Annotated in this window: 22 protein-coding genes and 1 tRNA gene; 4 read left to right on the top strand and 19 right to left on the bottom strand. The window is 59.2% G+C overall.

The window, feature by feature from the left end; genetic code table 11:
- The 4 genes from LCU97_RS19490 to LCU97_RS19475 form a co-directional block, all read right to left on the bottom strand.
- Positions 1-501 carry a nuclear transport factor 2 family protein gene (locus LCU97_RS19490; protein ID WP_232777505.1) on the bottom strand — a complete coding sequence of 167 codons (501 nt, stop codon included), beginning with the start codon at positions 499-501 and terminating at the stop codon, positions 1-3.
- Positions 502-556: 55 nt separating this feature from the next.
- Positions 557-1651 (bottom strand): apurinic/apyrimidinic endonuclease family protein, encoded by a 1095-nt coding sequence (locus LCU97_RS19485; protein WP_232777504.1) that lies wholly within the window; start codon positions 1649-1651, stop codon positions 557-559.
- 89 nt (positions 1652-1740) lie between these two features.
- Complete coding sequence (locus LCU97_RS19480) at positions 1741-2220, bottom strand: hypothetical protein (protein ID WP_053150314.1); 480 nt, start codon at positions 2218-2220, stop codon at positions 1741-1743.
- A gap of 228 nt (positions 2221-2448) precedes the next feature.
- Positions 2449-2538: transfer RNA gene (locus LCU97_RS19475), tRNA-Ser, on the bottom strand.
- A gap of 307 nt (positions 2539-2845) precedes the next feature.
- Between LCU97_RS19475 and LCU97_RS19470 the strand changes: the two genes are divergently transcribed.
- The 3 genes from LCU97_RS19470 (at position 2846) to LCU97_RS19460 (ending at position 5577) form a co-directional block, all read left to right on the top strand.
- Positions 2846-3535 (top strand): crotonase/enoyl-CoA hydratase family protein, encoded by a 690-nt coding sequence (locus LCU97_RS19470; protein ID WP_053150310.1) that lies wholly within the window; start codon positions 2846-2848, stop codon positions 3533-3535.
- Between the two features lie 213 nt (positions 3536-3748).
- Positions 3749-4471 carry a 1-acylglycerol-3-phosphate O-acyltransferase gene (locus LCU97_RS19465; RefSeq protein ID WP_232777503.1) on the top strand — a complete coding sequence of 241 codons (723 nt, stop codon included), beginning with the start codon at positions 3749-3751 and terminating at the stop codon, positions 4469-4471.
- A gap of 134 nt (positions 4472-4605) precedes the next feature.
- The gene (locus tag LCU97_RS19460; protein ID WP_053150304.1) at positions 4606-5577 is read left to right on the top strand and encodes a magnesium and cobalt transport protein CorA; all 972 of its coding nucleotides are present in this window, start codon (positions 4606-4608) and stop codon (positions 5575-5577) included.
- Positions 5578-5657: 80 nt separating this feature from the next.
- On the opposite strand, the gene LCU97_RS19455 is transcribed toward LCU97_RS19460, so the two are convergent.
- The 3 genes from LCU97_RS19455 to LCU97_RS19445 all read right to left on the bottom strand — a co-directional run bounded on the left by LCU97_RS19455 (position 5658) and on the right by LCU97_RS19445 (position 9852).
- Complete coding sequence (locus LCU97_RS19455; RefSeq protein ID WP_053150301.1) at positions 5658-6377, bottom strand: amidotransferase; 720 nt, start codon at positions 6375-6377, stop codon at positions 5658-5660.
- Between the two features lie 85 nt (positions 6378-6462).
- The gene (locus LCU97_RS19450) at positions 6463-8607 is read right to left on the bottom strand and encodes a 3-hydroxyacyl-CoA dehydrogenase NAD-binding domain-containing protein (protein WP_232777502.1); all 2145 of its coding nucleotides are present in this window, start codon (positions 8605-8607) and stop codon (positions 6463-6465) included.
- A 39-nt stretch (positions 8608-8646) separates the two neighbouring features.
- Positions 8647-9852 (bottom strand): acetyl-CoA C-acetyltransferase, encoded by a 1206-nt coding sequence (locus tag LCU97_RS19445; RefSeq protein WP_053150298.1) that lies wholly within the window; start codon positions 9850-9852, stop codon positions 8647-8649.
- A gap of 586 nt (positions 9853-10438) precedes the next feature.
- Here LCU97_RS19445 and LCU97_RS19440 point away from each other — a divergent pair.
- The gene (locus LCU97_RS19440; RefSeq protein ID WP_053150295.1) at positions 10439-11266 is read left to right on the top strand and encodes a c-type cytochrome; all 828 of its coding nucleotides are present in this window, start codon (positions 10439-10441) and stop codon (positions 11264-11266) included.
- Positions 11267-11310: 44 nt separating this feature from the next.
- Here LCU97_RS19440 and LCU97_RS19435 read toward each other — a convergent pair whose 3' ends face one another.
- The 12 genes from LCU97_RS19435 to LCU97_RS19380 all read right to left on the bottom strand — a co-directional run bounded on the left by LCU97_RS19435 (position 11311) and on the right by LCU97_RS19380 (position 20157).
- Positions 11311-12114 (bottom strand): transglutaminase family protein, encoded by an 804-nt coding sequence (locus LCU97_RS19435; RefSeq protein ID WP_053150292.1) that lies wholly within the window; start codon positions 12112-12114, stop codon positions 11311-11313.
- Positions 12115-12178: 64 nt separating this feature from the next.
- Complete coding sequence (locus LCU97_RS19430; protein WP_053150289.1) at positions 12179-12520, bottom strand: ribonuclease E inhibitor RraB; 342 nt, start codon at positions 12518-12520, stop codon at positions 12179-12181.
- A gap of 202 nt (positions 12521-12722) precedes the next feature.
- Entirely contained in the window at positions 12723-12959 is a 237-nt protein-coding gene (locus LCU97_RS19425; protein ID WP_053150286.1) for a hypothetical protein, read from the bottom strand.
- Between the two features lie 139 nt (positions 12960-13098).
- Entirely contained in the window at positions 13099-13707 is a 609-nt protein-coding gene (locus LCU97_RS19420; protein WP_232777501.1) for an START domain-containing protein, read from the bottom strand.
- A 73-nt stretch (positions 13708-13780) separates the two neighbouring features.
- Complete coding sequence (locus LCU97_RS19415) at positions 13781-14035, bottom strand: YkgJ family cysteine cluster protein (RefSeq protein ID WP_053150279.1); 255 nt, start codon at positions 14033-14035, stop codon at positions 13781-13783.
- Between the two features lie 139 nt (positions 14036-14174).
- Positions 14175-14648 (bottom strand): hypothetical protein, encoded by a 474-nt coding sequence (locus LCU97_RS19410; RefSeq protein ID WP_053150276.1) that lies wholly within the window; start codon positions 14646-14648, stop codon positions 14175-14177.
- 104 nt (positions 14649-14752) lie between these two features.
- Positions 14753-16195 carry an aminotransferase-like domain-containing protein gene (locus LCU97_RS19405; RefSeq protein ID WP_053150272.1) on the bottom strand — a complete coding sequence of 481 codons (1443 nt, stop codon included), beginning with the start codon at positions 16193-16195 and terminating at the stop codon, positions 14753-14755.
- 195 nt (positions 16196-16390) lie between these two features.
- Positions 16391-17200 (bottom strand): OmpA family protein, encoded by an 810-nt coding sequence (locus LCU97_RS19400; RefSeq protein ID WP_053150268.1) that lies wholly within the window; start codon positions 17198-17200, stop codon positions 16391-16393.
- Entirely contained in the window at positions 17197-17556 is a 360-nt protein-coding gene (locus tag LCU97_RS19395; RefSeq protein WP_053150265.1) for a DUF4398 domain-containing protein, read from the bottom strand. Before LCU97_RS19395 ends, LCU97_RS19400 begins: the two co-directional genes overlap by 4 nt.
- 9 nt (positions 17557-17565) lie before the next feature.
- Entirely contained in the window at positions 17566-18390 is an 825-nt protein-coding gene (locus tag LCU97_RS19390; protein WP_053150263.1) for a substrate-binding periplasmic protein, read from the bottom strand.
- Positions 18391-18475: 85 nt separating this feature from the next.
- Complete coding sequence (locus LCU97_RS19385; RefSeq protein ID WP_232777500.1) at positions 18476-19405, bottom strand: electron transfer flavoprotein subunit alpha/FixB family protein; 930 nt, start codon at positions 19403-19405, stop codon at positions 18476-18478.
- A 2-nt stretch (positions 19406-19407) separates the two neighbouring features.
- Entirely contained in the window at positions 19408-20157 is a 750-nt protein-coding gene (locus tag LCU97_RS19380; protein ID WP_123345866.1) for an electron transfer flavoprotein subunit beta/FixA family protein, read from the bottom strand.
- Positions 20158-20223: the final 66 nt, after the last annotated feature.

Here is a 20223-nt window from a genome sequence, read left to right as displayed (position 1 = left end):
CTATCGGGTTGGCTTCACGCGAACCATGAGATCGTTCAGCACAAAAGTATCCAGAAACGCCTTCACGTCGATAACCTGCCCATCCTTGAACGTCATATGCCAAAGATAGGTGTTGTTATAGGGCTTGCGATCCAGTGCTGTCGCTTCCCCACGCCATAGCACCACCACGACATCGTCATCGGCCACGATACTTTCGACGGTTGGGTAAATGGGTGTCGCCAGCCGGGCGCTGATGGGACGTACGGCGCGCTCCATCAAATCGACCTTACTGCCATACACGGCGGAAACGGGGCTGGATCCGGCGACAGTCCACGTCGCATCAGGCGCCAGCAAATCGAAAACGGTGCCCCTGCCGTGCTGCCAATCCGCGAACGCCTGGCGCACCCGATGTGCATTGGCTTCCTGGCTGGCGGTTTGCGAAGCCAACGCCGCGCCCGTTGAAAGTACCAGGCACACCGCAAGCGCTTTAAGGCGCACCGCTGGACTCATCCAAATGAACATGATGTTTTCTCCCGGCGATTAAGCTGATAAGACTCTCTTCAGGAAAACCTTAACCCTATGTACCGGGATGCTTTTGCTCGATACTGCCGTGGGGTTGCACGATGCTGTTTGAGCGGTCACGTTCACTCAATGTCGAGACGAAATGTTCATGGAACGCCAGTGCAGCCAGGTTCTTGTCCTTGGCCTCCAGCATGATGTCGAAGCGGTCCAGAAATTTGAGGGCATAATCGTTCGTCCAACGATTCCACATCCGGGCGCTGTGACCATATAGATCACGCTTGGAAACCACCTTGAGCAACGCCTCCATTTCCAATTTGTGCTCGGCGTCAAAGCCCAGGTCCTGGAGGCGCTCCGGCGGCTGTGAGTAATGCATGGTGGGCCGCACACCGCGCCAACTATCGATAATGCGTTCGACCCGTTGCGCATCCGGGGCAATGTAGTCGTTTTCGTTGATCCAGCAGTGATGAATATCCAGGACAACCGGCGCCAGATCCGCCAGTTGCAGACAGTCATCCACCCCGTAAGTCTTCTCTTCGTTCTCGAAGGTGATGCAATTGCGCGCCACCTCCGATAACCGTGACCAGACAGAACGGACCCCTTCGCTACCCAGCCGACCGGCTATATGGACATTGCATTTGAAATCCTGGAAGCGACGGCCGTAGCCCATCATCCTGATCATGTCGGCGTGGTACTCGAATTCGGCGATGCTGTTCTCGACCACTGTCGGCTTGTCCGAACCCAACACGCAATACTGGCCGGGATGAAACGACAGGCGAACATCCGCGGCGCGTGCTGATAGACCAATCGCGGCGAAGCGTTCCTCCAGCAGGCTCTGGATCATGCGGTCCTGATAGAAACCGCGCACCTTTTCGTGGCTGTAGAAAGGCAACAGGTCGCTGCTCAATCGAAGCATGCGCAACGTGGGTGGCAGCTCGGCCACATAGGCAATCAAGCGCATCTGGGCTTCGAGGTTGTGGACCACGATGTCGACCAACCTGTCGCGGGCCACCTGCGGCGCGACCCCATCCATCCAACGCAGCGTGGTGGTGCGGGGGTTGAAGGGGCTTTCGATTGTCTTCAGTTCGCTCGCCGACAGGCCTTGCGCGGGATGTCGGTATTGGCAAGCGAAACCGATACGGGGATGAGGCATGGGACGTCCTGGCCATTGGGGATCCTGTTGGCGATAGACATCCCGATTGACCAGTCGTCCCTTTCGATTCGAAGGGTCCGTTCCGCGATCTATTGGGGGACGTGCTTGGACATGGCTGCCTTGAGCGCATCGGAAACCAGGCCGACCAGGATGGGCTTGGCGTTCGACTCCATATAGCGGCCGATCCCGGCCTGCCGCTCCCTGACCTGCGGCGCATATTTTGAAGCGCGACCTTCGGAGGCAAGCGATGACAGTTCTTCCCTGGAGAACGACCTTTCATAAGCTGCTGCAAGGCTTTCATCCCATTTGGGTTGATATTTCGGCAGCAACGCATTGATCTCGTCGGACACCGCGCTGTTTGCGCTCGCATTCCCCAGCTTTTGAGCGATCATTGCGTAAGTGGTAGTGCTTTTCGCGGTCAGGAGCGCAAGGGAAGAGAGCTTCTTGCCCAGTCCGGTTTGAGCAACGAGGGCGCGGGCGTCATCCAGGGAGGAAGGCCCGGCGCAGGCGGGGTTCGAGAACGCAATGAGCGTACTCAGCGCGATTGCGCTGCACAAAATCCTTTTCATCTTTCATATCCAATTACGGGAAAGCAGTCGGGCTCTAGCTTAGTTTCATCCGGAGGGCGGTGCCAGAGGGGATTCAGCGCTGGAGTGAGCTGGCGACCAGGACCGAAGAACGCTCCGCTTGAACAGCTTGAATCCCACGCTGTTCCCATATCCACGTTTTTCACGACGCCAAAAACCACAAACCCCCGACTTTCTCCAGGAAAATCAGGGGTTTGTGCTTGCAGAATTTGGCGGTGAAGGAGAGATTCGAACTCTCGATACAGTTTCCTGTATACACACTTTCCAGGCGTGCTCCTTAAGCCACTCGGACACTTCACCGTGTCTCGGCAAACTGTTCAGTCTGTCGAGGCGCGCTAATGTAGTCGAAAGGCTTTCCGATGGCAAAGGTTTTTTTCAGAATTTTCATGCGGTTAAAGGGATCGGGGTTCCAAACAGGCTGGCGCATGGCAAACCGGACAATCTTCGGGTACGTCAGCGCACTGTTCTTTAACGGGGGGCGCGGCCGGGCGGGCGGTTCGGGGCGTTTGCGGTGCCGGAGGGCTGACCGGTGAGTCAGTCATAGCGCTTTACCGGACCTGCGACGGTGGGTAACGTCTGCGTCACTTCTCTTACAAGGAATAGCGCCATGAGCGATCTGATTGCCTACCACCTAGAGGATGGTATCGCGACCCTGACCTTGAACAACGGCAAGGTCAACGCCATTTCGCCGGATGTGATTACTGCGTTTAACGCTGCGCTGGACCAGGCTACGGCAGACCGTGCGGTGGTGATCATTACCGGGCAGCCAGGGATTCTATCCGGCGGTTACGATCTCAAAGTCATGACCGCCGGCCCCAAGGAAGCGGTGAGTCTGGTCACTGCCGGTTCGACCCTGGCCCGTCGCCTGTTGTCCCACCCCTTCCCCGTCGTTGTCGCCTGCCCGGGGCACGCGGTGGCCAAGGGTGCATTCCTGTTGCTCTCGGCGGATTACCGCATTGGTGTCGAGGGGCCGTTCACTATCGGCCTGAACGAGGTGCAGATCGGCATGACCATGCACCACGCCGGTATCGAACTGGCCCGTGATCGGTTACGTAAGTCGGCCTTCCATCGCTCGGTCATCAATGCCGAGATGTTCGATCCACAGAGCGCCGTGGATGCCGGCTTCCTCGACAAAGTGGTAGCGGCGCAAGAGCTGCAGGGTGCGGCCATGGAGGCGGCGCGTCAGTTGAAGAAGATCAACATGAGCGCCCACAAGAACACCAAGTTGAAAGTCCGCAAGGCGCTGTTGGAAACGCTGGACAGTGCCATTCTGCTGGATCAGGAGCACATGGGTTAACGCCCTGACTGCTCGAAAGAAAGCCCGACCCCAGCGTCGGGTTTTTTATTACACCTCGCGTTTAGAAATCTCTAGCCGTTCTAGCTCGCTTCTTACGCGTAAATTCCAGACATCTCGTTGAAGATCGCCCAATTCCAATGCCCGTAGCGAGAATTGCCGAAAACAGTGCACATTCGTACACTGCGCCACCTTTTGTCCCAGTGGGGCCTGTAGATGTTGTTCGTACTGCGCATGTTGTTGATGGGCCTGCACTTTATCCTGGCGGGTGTACTCGGTCTGGTCCTGGGGTTATGCCGCCCGTTCAATCCGGACAACAGCCGTTTATGCGCGAGGCTGTATGCCTGGCCCGCGATGCGGATTCTGGGCCTGCGGGTCAAGGCCGAGGTCGGAACGCTGGCCAATAAGCCTCCGAGTTGCGTGATCATCGCCAACCATCAGTCCAACTATGACCTGTTCGTGTTCGGCAATGTAGTGCCCCATCGTACGGTGTGTATCGGCAAGAAAAGCCTGAAATGGGTGCCGCTGTTCGGACAGTTGTTCTGGCTGGCGGGGAACGTGTTGATCGATCGTGGCAATGCGATCAAGGCACGTCGGTCGATGCTGACCACCACTCATACACTGCAGCACGAGGAAACGTCCATCTGGGTGTTCCCGGAAGGTACTCGCAATCTAGGTCACGAGTTGCTTGCGTTCAAGAAAGGCGCCTTTCAGATGGCGATCGCCGCCGGAGTGCCGATTGTCCCGGTGTGCGTCAGCAATTACATCAACCACATGCGCCTCAATCGCTGGCGCAGTGGTGACATTCTCATACGCTCGTTGCCGGTCATTCCCACAGCTGGGCTTAGCATGGAGGACATGCCTCGGCTGATGGCCCAATGTCGCGAGCAAATGCATGAATGCATCGAGTCGATGGATCGACAGGTGCAGAACGCTTGAACCCGCATAACCCGCCCGTATGGCGGGTTTCTTTTTCCTGCGAACTCGATGGATTTTGCTGACTCTCAAGCATCAGGGCACGCTAAGCTGGACACTGCCTGACTGCCAATTCGAAGAAGAAGTGAACCGCCATTATGGGTAGAGTCGTTGCTGCTGCGGTATATAGCGCCGGAAAGAAAGTCACCAACATCACCCTCGACGAGGGCAGCGCCTGGGCTGCCAAACCCGGACATTTCGTGTGGATCGGCCTTGAAGAGCCCAATGCCGAAGAGCTGACCAACCTGCAGCGTCAATTCAACCTGCATGAACTCGCCATCGAAGACGCCATGGAGAAGCACAGCCGCCCGAAGCTGGAGACTTTCGGCGATGCGCTGTTCATCGTGACGTATTCGCCGATACGCAAGGACGGCAAGCTGCAGTTCATCGAGACCCATATCTTCGCCGGCAAGGGTTACATCATCACTGCCCGCAACGGCCATTCGGCTTCCTATGCCCACGTCCGACAGCGCTGTGAGGCCCGCCCCCTTCTGCTGGAGCACGGGGAAGATTTCGTGCTCTATGCCATCCTCGATTTCGTGATCGAAAACTACCAGCCAGTGGGCGAAGCCATTCATGCCGAGATCGATGAGCTAGAGCAGTATGTGCTATGCAGCGCCTTGAACGAACGGGATATCCAGAAACTGCATAGCCTGCGCCGGGACGTGCTGCGCCTGCGTCGCTATGCGGCACCGATGGTGGAGATCAGCGAAGAACTGCAAAAGCTGAACTTCCCTTTCATCGACAAAAATATGCGTCCGTACTTCCGCGATGTGCAGATCCATGTCACACGGCAGATGGAAGACCTGACCACCTTGGCGGACATTGCCAGCCAGACCATCGAGGTCGGCGTGCTACTCGAGGCATCACGTCAGAGTGTGGTGCAGCGCAAGTTCGCGGCCTGGGCAGCCATCCTGGCGTTCCCGACGGCGGTGGCGGGGATCTACGGCATGAATTTCGAGGATATGCCGGAGTTGAGCTGGCATTACGGGTATTTCATGGTGCTGGGCGTGATTACGGTGGGATGCACCGCGTTGTGGGCCAGCTTCAAGCGGTCGGGGTGGTTGTAACGCAACGTCATACTGTGGGAGTTTTGTCGCCGCTATCGCGAGCAGGCTCGCTCCCACAGGGGTTCGAAACACAGGGTCTGTCAGGCCTGCGGTTTGTGTGCCACAAAACGCATCATCCACTCCGCCACCGTCGTGCCGTGGTGCTCCTGTTCAAGGCTCGCAACGCCTTGACTGTAGACCTGCTCGCCCAGATGTTGCTGGCGGATATCCAGCAGCGCCCGGGAATAGTCGTGGATAAACTCGGGATGGCCCTGGAAGCACAGCACCTGATCGTCGATGTGATAGGCCGCGTACGGGCAGAAATCGCTGGAGGCGATGACCGTGGCGTTCTCGGGCAATTGGGTGACCTGGTCCTGGTGGCTGATCAGCAAGGTCAGTTCTTCCATCACCGGGCTCATCCATGGCGCCTTGGCCGCCAATTTATAGCGATGGGTGCCCACGCCCCAGCCCTGGGTCGCACGCTCAGCCTTGCCGCCCAGCAGTAGCGCCAGTAATTGGTGCCCGAAACAGACGCCCAGCAATTTGTCGCCACGCTTGTAGCGATCCAGCAGGAAGGTCTTGAGCGTCTGGATCCAGGGGTCAGTGCCAAAGGAGTCCGCCTTGCTGCCGGTCACCAGATAGGCGTCGAACTGCTCGTCGTCGCTGGGGTAATGGCCTTGCATCACGTTGTAGACGACGAATTGCGCCTCGATGGGCTGCTGCGAGAACAGGCGCTGGAACATCTGCCCGTAGCCCTGATATTGATCGGCCAATTCCGGACGCAGGATATCGGTCTCCAAGATGCAGATGCGTAGCGACATAAAAAATACCTGACACGGTGATGGGAATATTGCACACCCAGAGCCTGCCTTGAAACACTGCTCCAAGGCAAGCCCTTCCTCACCGTCAGAACAGCTCATGCCTCGCGGCTTTTTCCAACAGCAGGGCCGGCGGAGCGAAACGCTCGCCATATTGCTCGGACAGATACTGGGCACGGGCAACGAAATCCTTCAGACCGTACTGGTTGATGAACTGCAACGCGCCGCCGGTCCAGGCCGCGAAGCCGATGCCGAAAACCGACCCGACGTTGGCGTCTGCGGTCGAAGCGAGCACACCCTCTTCCATACAGCGCACGGTTTCCAGGGCCTGGATAAACAGCAGACGGTCACGAATGTCCCGCTCGGAGATTTGCCTGCCAACGTTCTCGAAACGGGTCTTGAGGCCCGGCCACAAATGCTTCGGCCCATTGGCCGGATAGTCGTAGAAACCCGCGCCAGCGGCTTTACCAGGACGCTTGTATTCGTTGAGCAGCAGATCGATCACTGCGAATGCCGGGTGGTCGAGCGGTGCTTTTCCTTCCGCTCGCAGGTCCTGGAGGGTTTGGGCGCGGATATGACTCATCAAGCTGAGGGAAACTTCGTCAGAAACCGCCAGGGGGCCGACCGGCATGCCGGCCTTGCGCGCTTCGGTCTCGATCATGGGCGCGCTCACGCCCTCGCCGAGCATGGCGATACCTTCCTGGGTGAAGGTGCCGAATACCCTTGAGGTGAAGAAGCCGCGACTGTCATTGACCACAATCGGCGTCTTGTTGATTTGCAGGACGAAATCGAAACTGCGAGCCAGGGTTTCATCGCTGGTGCAGGTGCCCTTGATAATTTCCACCAGAGGCATTTTTTCCACGGGACTGAAAAAGTGCAGGCCGATGAACTTCGTCGGGTCCGGCACCGCCGTTGCCAGGCCGGTAATGGGCAATGTCGAAGTATTGGAGGCAATGACCGCCTCGCGCCCGACCACCGCCTGGGCGGCGGCCGAGACCCTGGCCTTCAGGCCGCGATCTTCGAACACCGCCTCGATGACCAGGTCGCAACCGGCGAGGTCGGCATCGCTGTCCGTGACATGGACGCGGGCCAGCGTAGCTTCGCACTGTTGCACGGTCATCTCATCGCGGGCGACTTTCCTGTCCAGCAGCGCGACCAAACGGGCCTTGCCCTTCTCCGCCGCACGAAGGTCGACATCCTTGAGTACCACCTCGATTCCGCCCAGAGCGCAGACACAGGCGATGCCGGCGCCCATCATGCCGGCACCGAGCACACCGACCTTTTTTGTCAGATAGGGCGCGAAGCCCTGTGGGCGCGAACCTCCGGCCTTGATTTGGTTGAGCTGGAACCAGAACGTACCTATCAGGTTCTTCGCCACTTGGCCGGTGGTCAGCTCAGTGAAATAGCGGGTTTCAATCAACTGCGCCGCGTCGAAGTTGACCTGGGCACCTTCCACCGCGGCGCAAAGGATTCTCTCCGGCGCGGGCAGGCATCCCTGGGTCTTGCTGCGCAGGATCGATGGGGCAATCGCCAGCATCTGCGCAACGCCAGGATCGGATGGCGTCCCTCCCGGGATCTTGTATCCCTTCACATCCCAAGGCTGGACCGCGTTCGGGTTGGCAAGAATCCAGGCGCGCGCCTTGGACAGCAACTCGTCACGGTCGGCCGCCAGCTCATCGATCAAGCCTGCCCGCAACGCTTGTCGAGGGTGAACCTTTTTACCCTCGAGCAGGTATGGCAGGGCTTTCTCCAGGCCAAGCAGGCGAACCATCCGCACCACCCCGCCGCCGCCCGGCAGCAGGCCAAGGGTGACCTCCGGCAGGCCGATCTGCAGCGACGGGTCATCCAGCGCCACCCGGTGGTGGCAGGCCAGGCAAATCTCCCAGCCACCACCGAGGGCCGCACCGTTGATGGCGGCCACCACTGGCCTGCCCAACGTTTCCAGCGCACGCAATTGCGCCTTGAGGGCCAGGATCATGTCGTAGAACGCCTTGGCCTCGGCCCTCTGGACCTGGACCAGTTCGTTGAGGTCACCGCCTGCGAAGAAAGTCTTCTTGGCGGAAGTGATGACGACACCCGCTATCAAGTCTCTTTCAGCGTTCAAACGGGCTACGCAGGCCGCCATGGCTTCGCGATACACCGCATTCATGGTGTTGGCGCTCTGGTCCGGCATGTCCAGGGTCAGGACGACGATCCGGTCAGGGCCGGTTTCGTAGCGTATGGCATCGCTCATGAACAACATTCCTCGAAAAAAACATTCCTGAAGTCGGGCTCAGAAGCGCTCGATAACCGTGGCAATGCCCATGCCGCCACCCACACATAAGGTCGCCAGACCATAGCGCAGGCGCCGCGCCTCCAACTCATCGAGCAAGGTGCCGAGAATGGCGCACCCCGTCGCTCCCAAGGGATGCCCCATGGCGATGGAACCACCGTTGACGTTGACGATTGACGGATCGATGGCCATGTCCTTGATGAACTTGAGCACCACCGAGGCAAAAGCTTCGTTGACCTCGAAAAGATCGATGTCCTGGACCCGCAGCCCGGCCTTGGCCAAGGCCTTGCGGGTGGCGGGGGCCGGGCCGGTGAGCATGATGGTCGGGTCGGTACTGGTGACGGCCGTGGCGACGATCCGCGCACGGGGCTGCAGACCCAGGTCGCGTCCCTTGGCTTCAGAACCAATCAGCATCAGCGCCGCGCCATCGACGATTCCCGAACTGTTGCCCGGCGTGTGCACATGGTCGATCCGCTCGACATGGCTGTAGACCCTGAGCGCCGTAGCGTCGAAGCCCATCTGGCCCATGGTCTCGAAACTCGGCCTGAGCATGCCCAGCCCTTCGAGCGTAGAGTCGGCACGGATGAATTCATCGTGGTCCAGCAATACGATGCCGTTCTGGTCCCGTACCGCCACCAGGGACCTGTCGAACGAACCGTCGGCCCTGGCCCGAGCAGCATTTTGTTGGGAGCGCAGCGCGAAAGCGTCGACGTCCTCGCGGCTGAAGCCTTCCAAGGTGGCGATCAAGTCCGCACCGATGCCTTGGGGGATGAAGTTCCCTTGCAGGTTGGCTTGTGGGTCCAGCGCCCAGGCGCCACCATCGCTGCCCATGGGCACTCGGGACATGGATTCGACGCCGCCGGCCACCACCAGGTCTTCGAAACCGGAACGCACCTTCATCGCCGCCAGGTTGACCGCTTCCAGACCCGAAGCGCAGAAGCGGTTGAGCTGCATACCCGCCACACTGATATCCCAGCCCGCCACCACGGCGGCGGTCTTGGCGATGTCGGCTCCCTGGTCGCCCACCGGCGTCACACACCCGAGCACGATGTCGTCCACCTGACCGCTGTCGAGCCCCATGCGCTGCTGCAGGGCGCCAAGCAGGCCACTTACCAGATTCACCGGTTTGACGCTGTATAAGGCTCCGTCGGCCTTGCCCTTGCCACGGGGCGTGCGCAACGCATCGAAGATCAAAGCCTGGGTCATGACATCCTCAACCACGGTTGTATGCGATGACCCAACCATAAGCCCAGCGGGGATGAATTCAATGACCCCAGCGCTCAACAGCGTTGACGAGCACGGTCAGACGAACGGTAGCGTGCTATCGGGTTAACCGTTTCAGGAGGCCAAGCTGTCTAGCAAAAGGTCCTTCATACAGATGGCAATAAGCCTCATACCGATTTGATAACTATACGTCAGGATCTGATACGAATTGGATCTAAGCCAAGTCAGCTGTGGCCCCTAATGTAATCCTTGTACAAGAGAGTCGTCGGGTTTTGCCGAGGCGCTTGTCAGACAGGAAGTGCAACGCCAGCCATATGGAGTGACGCAGGCTGGCTCAGGAAATAACAAAAAAGGCGGGTCAGCCATGTTCAAACATTCGAAAGTTCGTCAAGCCGGACTCATTCTCTTCGCCACAACGCTACTGTTGATTCTCCCGAACATCCCCAAGGTGATCGGCTGAATCCATACGCGGGTAGCTGCCTCGATACTGTGTTGCCTCGTTAAAAAAAGCGACGGGCTCGTTGTTAGGGCCACAGTGGCTGTGCCAACCTTTGCGCACCCACTCGACATGGAAGGCGATCCATTGAAGGCTCTTATCATGCTCGGGGCGTTGCTGCTCGGCACGCCCTTGTACGCCGCCCAGCTGACGCTGGAACTGGGCGCGAATACGCGCACCTGGCAAACCGAAGAACTGCTCAAGCATCCGCAGGCCCAAACGGTCCGGATCACTGATGATGTTTCCTACAAGAAAGCGATGACCTATCGCGCCGTGCCCTTGACGGCGTTGTTGACCGAGGTGAAGCCTGAGGACCATCTGCAAGCCGTGGCGTTGGACGGCTTCGCCGCTGAACTGCCCGCCGCGCCGTTGCTCAACAAGAGCGGCGCGAGAGCCTGGCTGGCGATCGAAGACCCGGCCAACCCCTGGCCTGCGCTGGGTGAGGGCAAGCACAGCGCCGGGCCTTTTTACCTGGTCTGGACAGATCCACAGGCAGGCCATATCAGCCCTGAGCAATGGCCCTACGCAGTGGCGAGCATCAAGCGCCTGTCAGCGGTGGCCGAACGCTTCCCTGCCCTGCTGCCGGCACCTGCGTTGGCCAAGGACGATCCCATCAACAAAGGCTTCGAACTGTTCCAGAAAAACTGCCTGGCATGCCATCGCCTCAATGGCGCGGGTGATGCACAGTTTGGCCCGGATCTGAATATCCCCTTCAACCCCACCGAATACTTTGCAGGGGATTTCCTCAAGCGTTATATCCGCGATCCACAAAGCTTACGTCGCTGGCCCCAGGGAAAAATGCCGGGGTTCTCGGCGAGCGTGCTGCCGGACTCGGAGCTGGATCTGCTGGTCGGGTATCTCAAGCACATGGCGGGACGCAAACAGCCTTCAGGCCAGTAGGCCCAGGTCAGGTTGACACGCCTCCAGGCCGGGCAGGTGCTGCGTTACTGTTGCTGCAAGGTGATCACCGTTGCCGGTGCCACTACCACCTTGGCGCGCATCTGCTCACACCCACCGCCACGACGCAGGCCGCGTATCGGGCAGGCATCCAGGTAATCCAGGCCGACGGCCAGCTTAAGGTGCCGCTCGGGGCGGGCCAGTTGATGGGTCACATCGAAACTGTACCAGGCGCCGTCGAGCCAGGCTTCTGCCCAGGCATGGCTGGTCAGGTGCTCGCTGCCTTCGCTGTAGACGTAGCCCGACACATAGCGCGCCGGTACGCCCAGGCTGCGGGCGCAGGCCAGGAACGCATGAGTGTGGTCCTGGCACACCCCGCTGCGGCTGGCGAATGCCTGGGCTGCGCTGGTCTCGATTTCGGCGGAGCCCGGCGCGTAGGCCATGTGCGCGTTCAGCCCGTGCATCAGATCGATCAACGCCGTACGGTCGCGTCGATGCCCGCATTGCCCGCGAGCGAAGGTGCTCAGGGCCTCGTCCGCTTCGGTCAGGCGGGTGAACCGCAGGAACGGCAGCGCCGACGGGGCCTCGTGCTCGGCCTCGCGCAACGGGTCGATATCGACTTGGCCACGGGCGCCGACAATGACCGTTTCGTGAGGCTCTTCCAGGGTGAGTACATGAAGAATGTTGCCGAAGGGGTCTACCTGGGCCCGTGCGGGTCGAGGCAAATCGAGCTGCCAGCTCAAGACCTGCTGGCGCTCGCTGTCGTGGGGCGTCAGGCGCAGGTATTGGATGCTTGCGCGAACCTGGTTTTCATAGTGATAGGCCGTTTCGTGGCTGATCGAAAGCCTCATATGACCTCCAAGTGAAAACGGCCAACCCAAAAGTCAGCCGTTGTCGGTTGCCAAGCGCGAGATGTCAGGCCTGCAAGCGCCGGATCTCCTGTTTGACGCCCCAACCTTCAATGACGCCTCCCAACGGCTCCACCACCGCTTCGAAGTCTTGCTCGAAGTCGCCAATGTCATCGTAAGTGGCGTACATTACCCGGCTTAATTCCAATGACCACGCACCGTCGTCCCGTGCACTGATCTGTGCATTCAATGACTCACCCCGAAAATGACCCGCCGCCCTGCGCGCCCGCTCCTCATCCGGGAAAATGGCGTAGAACTCGATGGGATGGAATTGTGAGAAATCGAACCCGCCTTCTTTCATGCGGCGCAATACGCGGGTGCTGATGTCTTCTTGATAGGCTGTGCTCATGAAACGTCCTCCTCAAATCGATGGATAGACTTTCCGTCTTCCCGCGCAGGCAACCCGTGGATTGCAAGCAATACGGCATCAACTGACCGTCGGGACACAAGCATGTAGCTGACAAGACCGGACCTTGGCGATCCTTTCGCTGATCTCAAGTGCAGAGTAGCCGCAAGTCATCGCCACTGCCAAGCGGGGCCAGGCCATGACTTCATGAAATCGGTTTAATGCGGATGATTTCGATGGCGTGTTGGGATTTGAGGTTCTTGACCGTCGGCTCCTCGGTGCGTCCTTCCAGATCATTGAGATCCAGCTTGGCGGACACCGGAAGCAATCTTTCGCGAATCAAATGTGCCGCCTGCTCCATGGTGGGCTCCTGGTCATAGTCGAACTGCTCGGCGATGGCATCGCCGTGGTCATCAACGAAAGTGATTTCCCACTTTTGCATTGCTGTCTCCTCGATCAATTCATGGCCGGGCTTACCTCTATCTCGACATTGGCGGCGGAATAATCGTTCCGCTGAGTCACTGAACGGTACACATGAAAAGACCGCCTCACGGGCGGTCTTCTTCACCAAGCCATGCCGATTACTTTTCGGCACGCTCTCTCAAGGCTTTCAAGGTGTTGAATGGCGCGTCCACCACGAATTTGTTGGCCAGCCAGGACGGTACATCACCACCAGGCTCGGTGTGGACCTGATAGATCACCTCAACCTGATCGGGGCCCTTGGGCGTGAATTTCCAGAAGCCATCGACCCGGGTCACCCGTACAAAACCTTTTTTCTCAGGCAAATAAGTCGGTACGCCCTTGAGCTTCCGGGTCAGGCTGCCATCGGTGCCTTCAACGGTAGTGACCTCCAGCACAGAGTCCCGGGGTGTGACCGGCCACGGCGTGTTGAACTGGGTATAGGTCCAGCTCTTGTCACCTTCATGCTTGATCAGTTCCTGGGTGTTACATTCATGAATCCAGGCACAGGCACCCGGAACGTCTTCCTGAAGGGCGCGCAATTTGGCCAGGGAGGTTTTCATGACGGTCACGCCACGGTAAGCCTTGTATTTGGAACCGGCCACTTCACTGAGGGAAACCTTGATGCCGTCCTGCTCCTTGGCGACTTTCCAGTCTTCGGCCTGGGCGTTTGCCGTCGCCAACAGAACGACCAGACCACACGACACAGCCATACGATGCAGCGAACCCATAGTGTTTTCCTTATTGTTCAAGTCCGTTCGTTAAGTTTCTTCATCATGGCGGATCTTTCAGACCCATCCCCCGTTACGCTGCGGTGACCTGTTCCCACCACCCAAGGAGTCGGATGGCTTCTTCACGGCTGTTGCCGCAGACTTCGATATCGGCCGCAAATCCCGAACACACCGCTGGACGTTCCGGCTGCCCGAAGATCTGGCACAGGTTATCGACTGACAATTGCACGCAACGTTCGCCGGCAGGCTTGCCCTGGGGCATGCCGGGAATCGACGAGCTGATGGAAGGGGCAATGCAACAGGCGCCACAGCCTTCGCGGCATTTCATGACGTCAACATCCTCACGACAGGAAACGGATAAATAACGCAACACAGAGTAACGGCTAAAACGCTCGTTTTAAATTACCGCGGACGCGTTTTTTTGCTCGATGAGGATGACCGGACAGTCAGCGACAGCTCGCCAGAGGTCATTGTTTGAATTCGAAGTCCAACGCGGCCCCTTCGACCTCATTACGTTCCTGATTACGCAACGGCAGCTGCATTTCGTTACTGAGCAGGCGACCATTGAGCTGGAACGGACCGGGCTTCCCTTCGAACATCGACGGCAGCAAGGGCTCACGCTTGGGTAGAGGGACTTTTCCCGGCGGCTCGAGCTCCTCGACCATTTCATGAGGCAGGCTCAGGTCCAGCCTGGCCGGTGGCAAAGGCGTCTTGGCAACTTCCCGGGCCGACTTGGTCTTGGAAGCGATGGGGGGTCGTTTCTTCGTCGTAGACGCTGCTTTTTTGGCCGGAGCCTGTTTCACCGCCGCTGTTTTTTTCGACACCTTTTTCGTGTCGCTGGCGGTCGGTTTCTCCTGCGTCGAAGCAGCCAGGACGCCCTCGGCATGGAAGGCAGTCAACAGGCCGATCAAAATCCAGGCAGCAGGAGCAATGACTTTCATAAATACACTGGCAGTTATGACAGAGAACCACATGCTCGCCCGATATCAGGGCGCTGACAAGCACATCAACTCAATACGCTGATCTTTGAACGATTGCGTAAAGCCTAAAAGAAACCACCGGTCGTTTCCTGGCACAACTGCGTGGCGAGCAGCCCCAACGTCATCAAGGCCCGTTCCGCCTCGCGATTCCAGGGTATGCCACAGTTCAGGCGGATGCAGTGGTTGAACTGCTCGGTGTTACTGAAGATCAACCCCGGCGCAATGCTGATGCCTTGCTGCAGCGCCCGGACATGCAGTTCCTGGGTATTGACCCGCCCCGGCAGGCTGACCCACAGAATGAACCCTCCGGTGGGACGGCTCATCTGCGTGCCCTCGGGAAAATGTTGCTGCACAGCCAACTGGAAGGCACTGAGGTTCTTGCGGTATTCCTGGCGGATGTAGCGAAGGTGGCGGTCATAGCCACCGTTTTCCAGATAAGCAGCAATCCCCATCTGCGTGACGCTGCAGGCCGAGTGAGTACTGAAGGTCTGGAGCCGCTGGATCTCCTGCTGGAACTTTCCGGCAATCATCCAACCGATGCGTACGCCCGGCGACAAGGTCTTGGAAAAACTCGAACAGTAGATGACCCGGTCCAGCCGGTCGTAAGCCTTGAGTGCCTTGGTACGCCCCTGCTCGAACATCAATTCGCCATAAATGTCGTCCTCGACGATCTGGATGTCGAAGTCCGACGCCAGGCGCAGCAGGTGTTTCTGCCGCTCTTCAGGCATGGTACCGCCAAGGGGGTTGCTCAAGCGGGTGGTCAGCACCAACGCCTTGATCGACCACTGGTTGGCCGCCAGTTGAAGGGCTTCCAGACTCATACCAGTCACCGGGTCGCTCGGAATCTCGATGACCTTGAGGCCCAGCAGATCCGCCAGTTGCAACAAGCCATAGTAGGTGGGTGACTCGGCGGCGATCAGATCCCCTGGCCGGGTCAGGACCCGCAGGGACATTTGCAGCGCATCGACACAGCCGTGGGTGATCACCACTTCAGAGGGGTCGACCACCACACCGGCATCGCGCATGCGGATTGCCACCTGACGACGCAACGGCTCGAAGCCCGGGCTGAACATGTAGCTGAACGCCCGAGGACTGTGAAAGCGCGTAACCTTGGCCAGCTGTTGATGCAGCGCCCGTACAGGCAAATAGTCGACGCTGGGTACCGCGGCCCCCAGTGGAAACACCCCTTCGCGCCGCGATTCGACCAGCACCTGCTGGATGATACTGCTGCGGGTCACCAGACCCGGACGCTCCACCCGAGCGATGTCCGGGGTCGACGCCGTGAGCGCGGGCGTCTGGTGCACGTAATAGCCTGATTGTGGGCGCGCCCGGATCAATCCCTGGTCTTCAAGATTGGCATAAGCCTGTAGCACCGTCGCATGGCTGACGTTGAGCTGCGAACTCATCTTGCGCACCGAAGGCACGCGTTCACCGGGCTGGTAAACACCCCGGCGGATGTCTTCGGCCAGTTGCTGTGCAATACGTTGATAGAGCAAGAGATTGGTCATGGCGCAGCACTCGATTTCACGGGCATTTTATTCTTATGAGCAACGATACCGGAACAGTTTAGAAGTGTACTGGGACAGTTGCCAGATTACTCGACAGTACAGTGGAGTGACAGCCCCAACTGTTCTCATGATGCGATCCACAGGCTCAAAAAAACCCGGCGCCATTGCAGGGGCCGGGTTTTCCAGTGACGCCCCTCAGCGGGCAGCGCCGAGCTGGCCCTTTTCGTCGGAGAACACGATCTCTACGCGACGGTTTTGCGCCCGACCACGCTCGGTGGCGTTGACGTCCACCGGGAACTGATCGCCGTAGCCTTCGACCTGGATGCGTTTCTCATCGATCCCCAGGTCCACCAGCACGTCCGCCACCGCCTGTGCGCGGTCACGGGACAACTTCAGATTTTCCTGCTTGCCGCCGGTGCTGTCGGTATAGCCTTCGATGCGCACCACGCGCTTGGGATTGAGCTGCAGGAACTGCACGATCTTGAGCACGAGCCGGTTGGCCGAACTCTTGAGTTCAGCTTCGCCAGTGTCGAACAGGACGTCACCGAGCGTCATCACCAGGCCGCGATCGGTCTGGGTCGTCGCCATTTCCTTGATCTGCTCTTCCAGCCATTTGCCTTGCTGCTGGACGCTGAGCAGCTTGGACTCGCGCAAGGCCAATTGCAGGCGCTGGCGCTCCAGCTCGAGTTTCGTCGCGCGTTCCTCGTTGAGCACCTGATTGCTGTGCTCCCGGGCGATTTCACTGTAGCGCTGGCTGAGGTAAGCGTAATGCAGCACATCTTCGCCAGTGCCCCAGTACGTGGACAGCCGGTCGGCACGGGCCAGCGATTCACCGGCACGTATCACGTCCTTGGGTGCGGCACGTAACACGTTGGAGTCTTCCTTGACCTTCTGGAAGTCGTCGCTGGCTTTTTCCAGCGCTGCCTCGCTGCGTTGCCCCGCACAACCATACAAACTGGCCAACCCCAGCAGGACCAGACCGCCAACGATACGGGAGTGCTTCATTGGGCATCCTCCCTCAGCTGTTTACGCAAGCGTGCGATGCGGGTTTCGAGCACGCTCACTTGCTCCTGGCTCTTGAGGGTCAGCACCTTCGCTTCAGCCAGGCGGGCATCCAGCTCGGCCTGCTCGGCACGCATGCGGGCCTTTTTGTACGACTCATCGGCCATGTTGCCCTTGGCCCTGGCGAACTTTTCTTCGGCCAGTTTCAGCTCGGGCACTTCGTCGGCGGTGGCTCCCACCGCCCGGGCTTGTTCCAGTGCCTGTTCGGTCAGGCGGATCTGTTCATTCGGCGCCGGATCGGCCGCGCAGCCCGCCAGAGCCAGAACGGCCAGGGCAGCGAAAAGAGGTCGAATAATCACTAATATTCCCTACTGTTTTGGGGCACTGACAGATGGCTGCGACTGCATGTTCCAACGCTCGAGATTGCGCTGCAACACAGCCTCAGTCAGGCCGGACGCGGCCAATTCTGTCATCTTTTGCGCCAGCTGTCCGCGTAACCATGGCTCATTGCAGGCGGAGTTATGGGAAACCGCGAGGAACAGACCCGGTTTGTCCACCGGTTGCGCTGTGGCCTGTAGATCATTCGCCATGCCCAGTGTCTGCGCCATCGCCAGGCCCGAATAGCGACCCGCCAGGACATATTCAACCTCTCCCAGCAGCAGTTTCTGAAAGGCCTGGGTTAAGTTGGCGGTACGGGTCAGGGACAATTGCTTCTCTGCAAAAGTGCTGAATCCCTGGGTCATCCGAGCTTTTTCCGACAACGCACCGGGATGCCCGTGAAGGTCCTCTGGGCGATTGACGACCAGTGTCGACCCCTTGCGGGTCCAGACCAAGTAGTCGTTTTCCAACAAGGGCGGATGGACGTAGTCCAGGGAATCAAGTCCGGTCGGGGTCAGCGGAGCATCGGTGAGCAGGTCCATGCGCCCGCTGCGCACCTCCTCCAGCGCCTGGGCACGCTTGCCCGCGTAGAGCAATTCGACCTTGATGCCCAACTCTCCTGCCACTTGTGTCAGCAGGTCGGCACCGGCGCCGATCAAGTGCTTGGGATCCTGGGGATCTTGCCAGAGGTAAGGCGGCGCATCCGGACTGCCGGTGGCGATCAGTCGCTCGCACTTGCCGGCGGCGACAGACACCGAGGGCAGGCATGCCAGTACCCATGACAACGACCAACTGGCCAAATGGCGAAGCTCCATGGCGATGCGCTCCCTTGAAAGCGGACAGTGCGAAAATAAAAAACCCGGCCAAAAGGCCGGGCTCTTTATAAGTGAAGATGCCGGATTAGACCAGCTTCTCCAACTCGGGAACAGCTTCGAACAGGTCCGCTACCAGGCCGTAGTCGGCCACCTGGAAAATCGGCGCCTCTTCGTCCTTGTTGATCGCAACGATCACCTTGGAGTCCTTCATACCGGCCAGGTGCTGGATCGCGCCGGAGATACCAACGGCGATGTACAGCTGTGGCGCAACGATCTTGCCGGTCTGGCCGACCTGCATGTCGTTGGGTACGAAACCGGCGTCGACCGCCGCGCGGGAAGCGCCGACAGCAGCGCCCAGCTTGTCGGCCAGGGCGTACAGGTGTTTGAAGTTGTCACCGTTCTGCATGCCGCGGCCGCCGGAAACGACGATCTTGGCAGCGGTCAGTTCAGGACGGTCGGACTTGGCCAGTTCTTCGTTGACGAAACTGGAAATGCCCGCGTCGTGGGCAGCGCCTACGGCCTCAACGGCAGCCGAGCCACCTTCGGCGGCAACCGGGTCGAAACCGGTGGCACGCACGGTGATGACCTTGACCGAAGCGGTCGACTGCACGGTCGCGATGGCGTTACCGGCGTAGATCGGGCGCTTGAAGGTGTCGGCGCTTTCCACCGAGATGATCTCGGAGATCTGGTCGACGTCCAGCGCAGCGGCAACCCGTGGCAGGATGTTCTTGCCGTTGGACGTGGCGGCAGCCAGGATGTGGCTGTAGCCCTTGCCCAGCTCAGCGACCAGCGGCGCAACGTTTTCCGGCAACTGGTGCGCATAGGCGGCGTTGTCAGCGGACAGCACTTTAGCCACGCCAGCGATTTTCGCGGATGCTTCGGCAACGGCGCCAGCGCCCTGCCCGGCCACCAGCACGTGGATGTCGCCACCGATCTTGGCAGCGGCAGCAACGGTGTTCAGCGTGGCTGGAGCCAGCGCTTTGTTATCGTGTTCGGCGATTACGAGGATAGTCATGATCAGATCACCTTCGCTTCGTTTTTCAGTTTCTCGACCAGTTCAGCCACCGACTTGACCTTGATACCCGCGCTGCGTGCAGCCGGCGCTTCGACTTTGATGGTCTTGTTGGTGGAAGCGGTGGAAACGCCCAAAGCGTCAGGCGTCAGCACTTCAAGCGGCTTCTTCTTGGCTTTCATGATGTTTGGCAGAGACGCATAGCGCGGCTCGTTCAAACGCAGGTCGGTGGTGACGATGGCCGGCAGCTTCAGGGAAACGGTCTGCGCACCGCCATCGATTTCACGGGTCACGGCAACGCTGTCGCCGGACACTTCGACTTTCGATGCGAAGGTACCCTGACCGTAGCCGCTCAATGCAGCGAGCATCTGGCCGGTCTGGTTGTTGTCGCTGTCGATGGCCTGCTTGCCGAGGATCACCAGCTGTGGCTGTTCCTTATCGACGACGGCCTTGAGCAGCTTGGCCACGGCCAGGGAAGTCAGGTCTTCGGCGGATTCGACGAGGATGGCGCGATCGGCACCCAGCGCCAGCGCGGTGCGCAGTTGCTCCTGGGCAGTGGTCGGACCGATGGAGACAACGACGATCTCAGTCGCCACGCCTTTTTCTTTCAGGCGTACGGCTTCTTCTACGGCGATTTCGCAGAAAGGGTTCATCGACATCTTGACGTTGGCGAGGTCGACGCCGGAGTTGTCCGCCTTGACGCGAACCTTGACGTTATAGTCGACCACTCGTTTGACAGCTACAAGAACCTTCATGGATTCCTCGTTACTCTCCGGTGAATAGAAAGTCGCCTAGGCGAACCTGGCGGTTGATGCTCATGG

It is taken from the genome of Pseudomonas uvaldensis (assembly GCF_021271205.1).
Taxonomy (GTDB): domain Bacteria; phylum Pseudomonadota; class Gammaproteobacteria; order Pseudomonadales; family Pseudomonadaceae; genus Aquipseudomonas; species Aquipseudomonas uvaldensis.
Note: the sequence above shows the minus strand (reverse complement) of the source record. Positions and strands in the feature narration are given on the sequence as shown.

Coding starts and splice junctions, on each gene's coding strand:
- LCU97_RS19410 (WP_053150276.1), bottom strand. CDS start 14,648: ATGAAAGTCATTGCTCCTGCTGCCTGGATTTTGATCGGCCTGTTGACT.
- LCU97_RS19465 (WP_232777503.1), top strand. CDS start 3,749: ATGTTGTTCGTACTGCGCATGTTGTTGATGGGCCTGCACTTTATCCTG.
- LCU97_RS19420 (WP_232777501.1), bottom strand. CDS start 13,707: ATGGGTTCGCTGCATCGTATGGCTGTGTCGTGTGGTCTGGTCGTTCTG.
- LCU97_RS19445 (WP_053150298.1), bottom strand. CDS start 9,852: ATGACCCAGGCTTTGATCTTCGATGCGTTGCGCACGCCCCGTGGCAAG.
- LCU97_RS19405 (WP_053150272.1), bottom strand. CDS start 16,195: ATGACCAATCTCTTGCTCTATCAACGTATTGCACAGCAACTGGCCGAA.
- LCU97_RS19470 (WP_053150310.1), top strand. CDS start 2,846: ATGAGCGATCTGATTGCCTACCACCTAGAGGATGGTATCGCGACCCTG.
- LCU97_RS19425 (WP_053150286.1), bottom strand. CDS start 12,959: ATGCAAAAGTGGGAAATCACTTTCGTTGATGACCACGGCGATGCCATC.
- LCU97_RS19415 (WP_053150279.1), bottom strand. CDS start 14,035: ATGAAATGCCGCGAAGGCTGTGGCGCCTGTTGCATTGCCCCTTCCATC.
- LCU97_RS19440 (WP_053150295.1), top strand. CDS start 10,439: ATGGAAGGCGATCCATTGAAGGCTCTTATCATGCTCGGGGCGTTGCTG.
- LCU97_RS19430 (WP_053150289.1), bottom strand. CDS start 12,520: ATGAGCACAGCCTATCAAGAAGACATCAGCACCCGCGTATTGCGCCGC.
- LCU97_RS19435 (WP_053150292.1), bottom strand. CDS start 12,114: ATGAGGCTTTCGATCAGCCACGAAACGGCCTATCACTATGAAAACCAG.
- LCU97_RS19380 (WP_123345866.1), bottom strand. CDS start 20,157: ATGAAGGTTCTTGTAGCTGTCAAACGAGTGGTCGACTATAACGTCAAG.
- LCU97_RS19485 (WP_232777504.1), bottom strand. CDS start 1,651: ATGCCTCATCCCCGTATCGGTTTCGCTTGCCAATACCGACATCCCGCG.
- LCU97_RS19490 (WP_232777505.1), bottom strand. CDS start 501: ATGTTCATTTGGATGAGTCCAGCGGTGCGCCTTAAAGCGCTTGCGGTG.
- LCU97_RS19385 (WP_232777500.1), bottom strand. CDS start 19,405: ATGACTATCCTCGTAATCGCCGAACACGATAACAAAGCGCTGGCTCCA.
- LCU97_RS19450 (WP_232777502.1), bottom strand. CDS start 8,607: ATGAGCGATGCCATACGCTACGAAACCGGCCCTGACCGGATCGTCGTC.
- LCU97_RS19390 (WP_053150263.1), bottom strand. CDS start 18,390: ATGGAGCTTCGCCATTTGGCCAGTTGGTCGTTGTCATGGGTACTGGCA.
- LCU97_RS19460 (WP_053150304.1), top strand. CDS start 4,606: ATGGGTAGAGTCGTTGCTGCTGCGGTATATAGCGCCGGAAAGAAAGTC.
- LCU97_RS19455 (WP_053150301.1), bottom strand. CDS start 6,377: ATGTCGCTACGCATCTGCATCTTGGAGACCGATATCCTGCGTCCGGAA.
- LCU97_RS19400 (WP_053150268.1), bottom strand. CDS start 17,200: ATGAAGCACTCCCGTATCGTTGGCGGTCTGGTCCTGCTGGGGTTGGCC.
- LCU97_RS19480 (WP_053150314.1), bottom strand. CDS start 2,220: ATGAAAAGGATTTTGTGCAGCGCAATCGCGCTGAGTACGCTCATTGCG.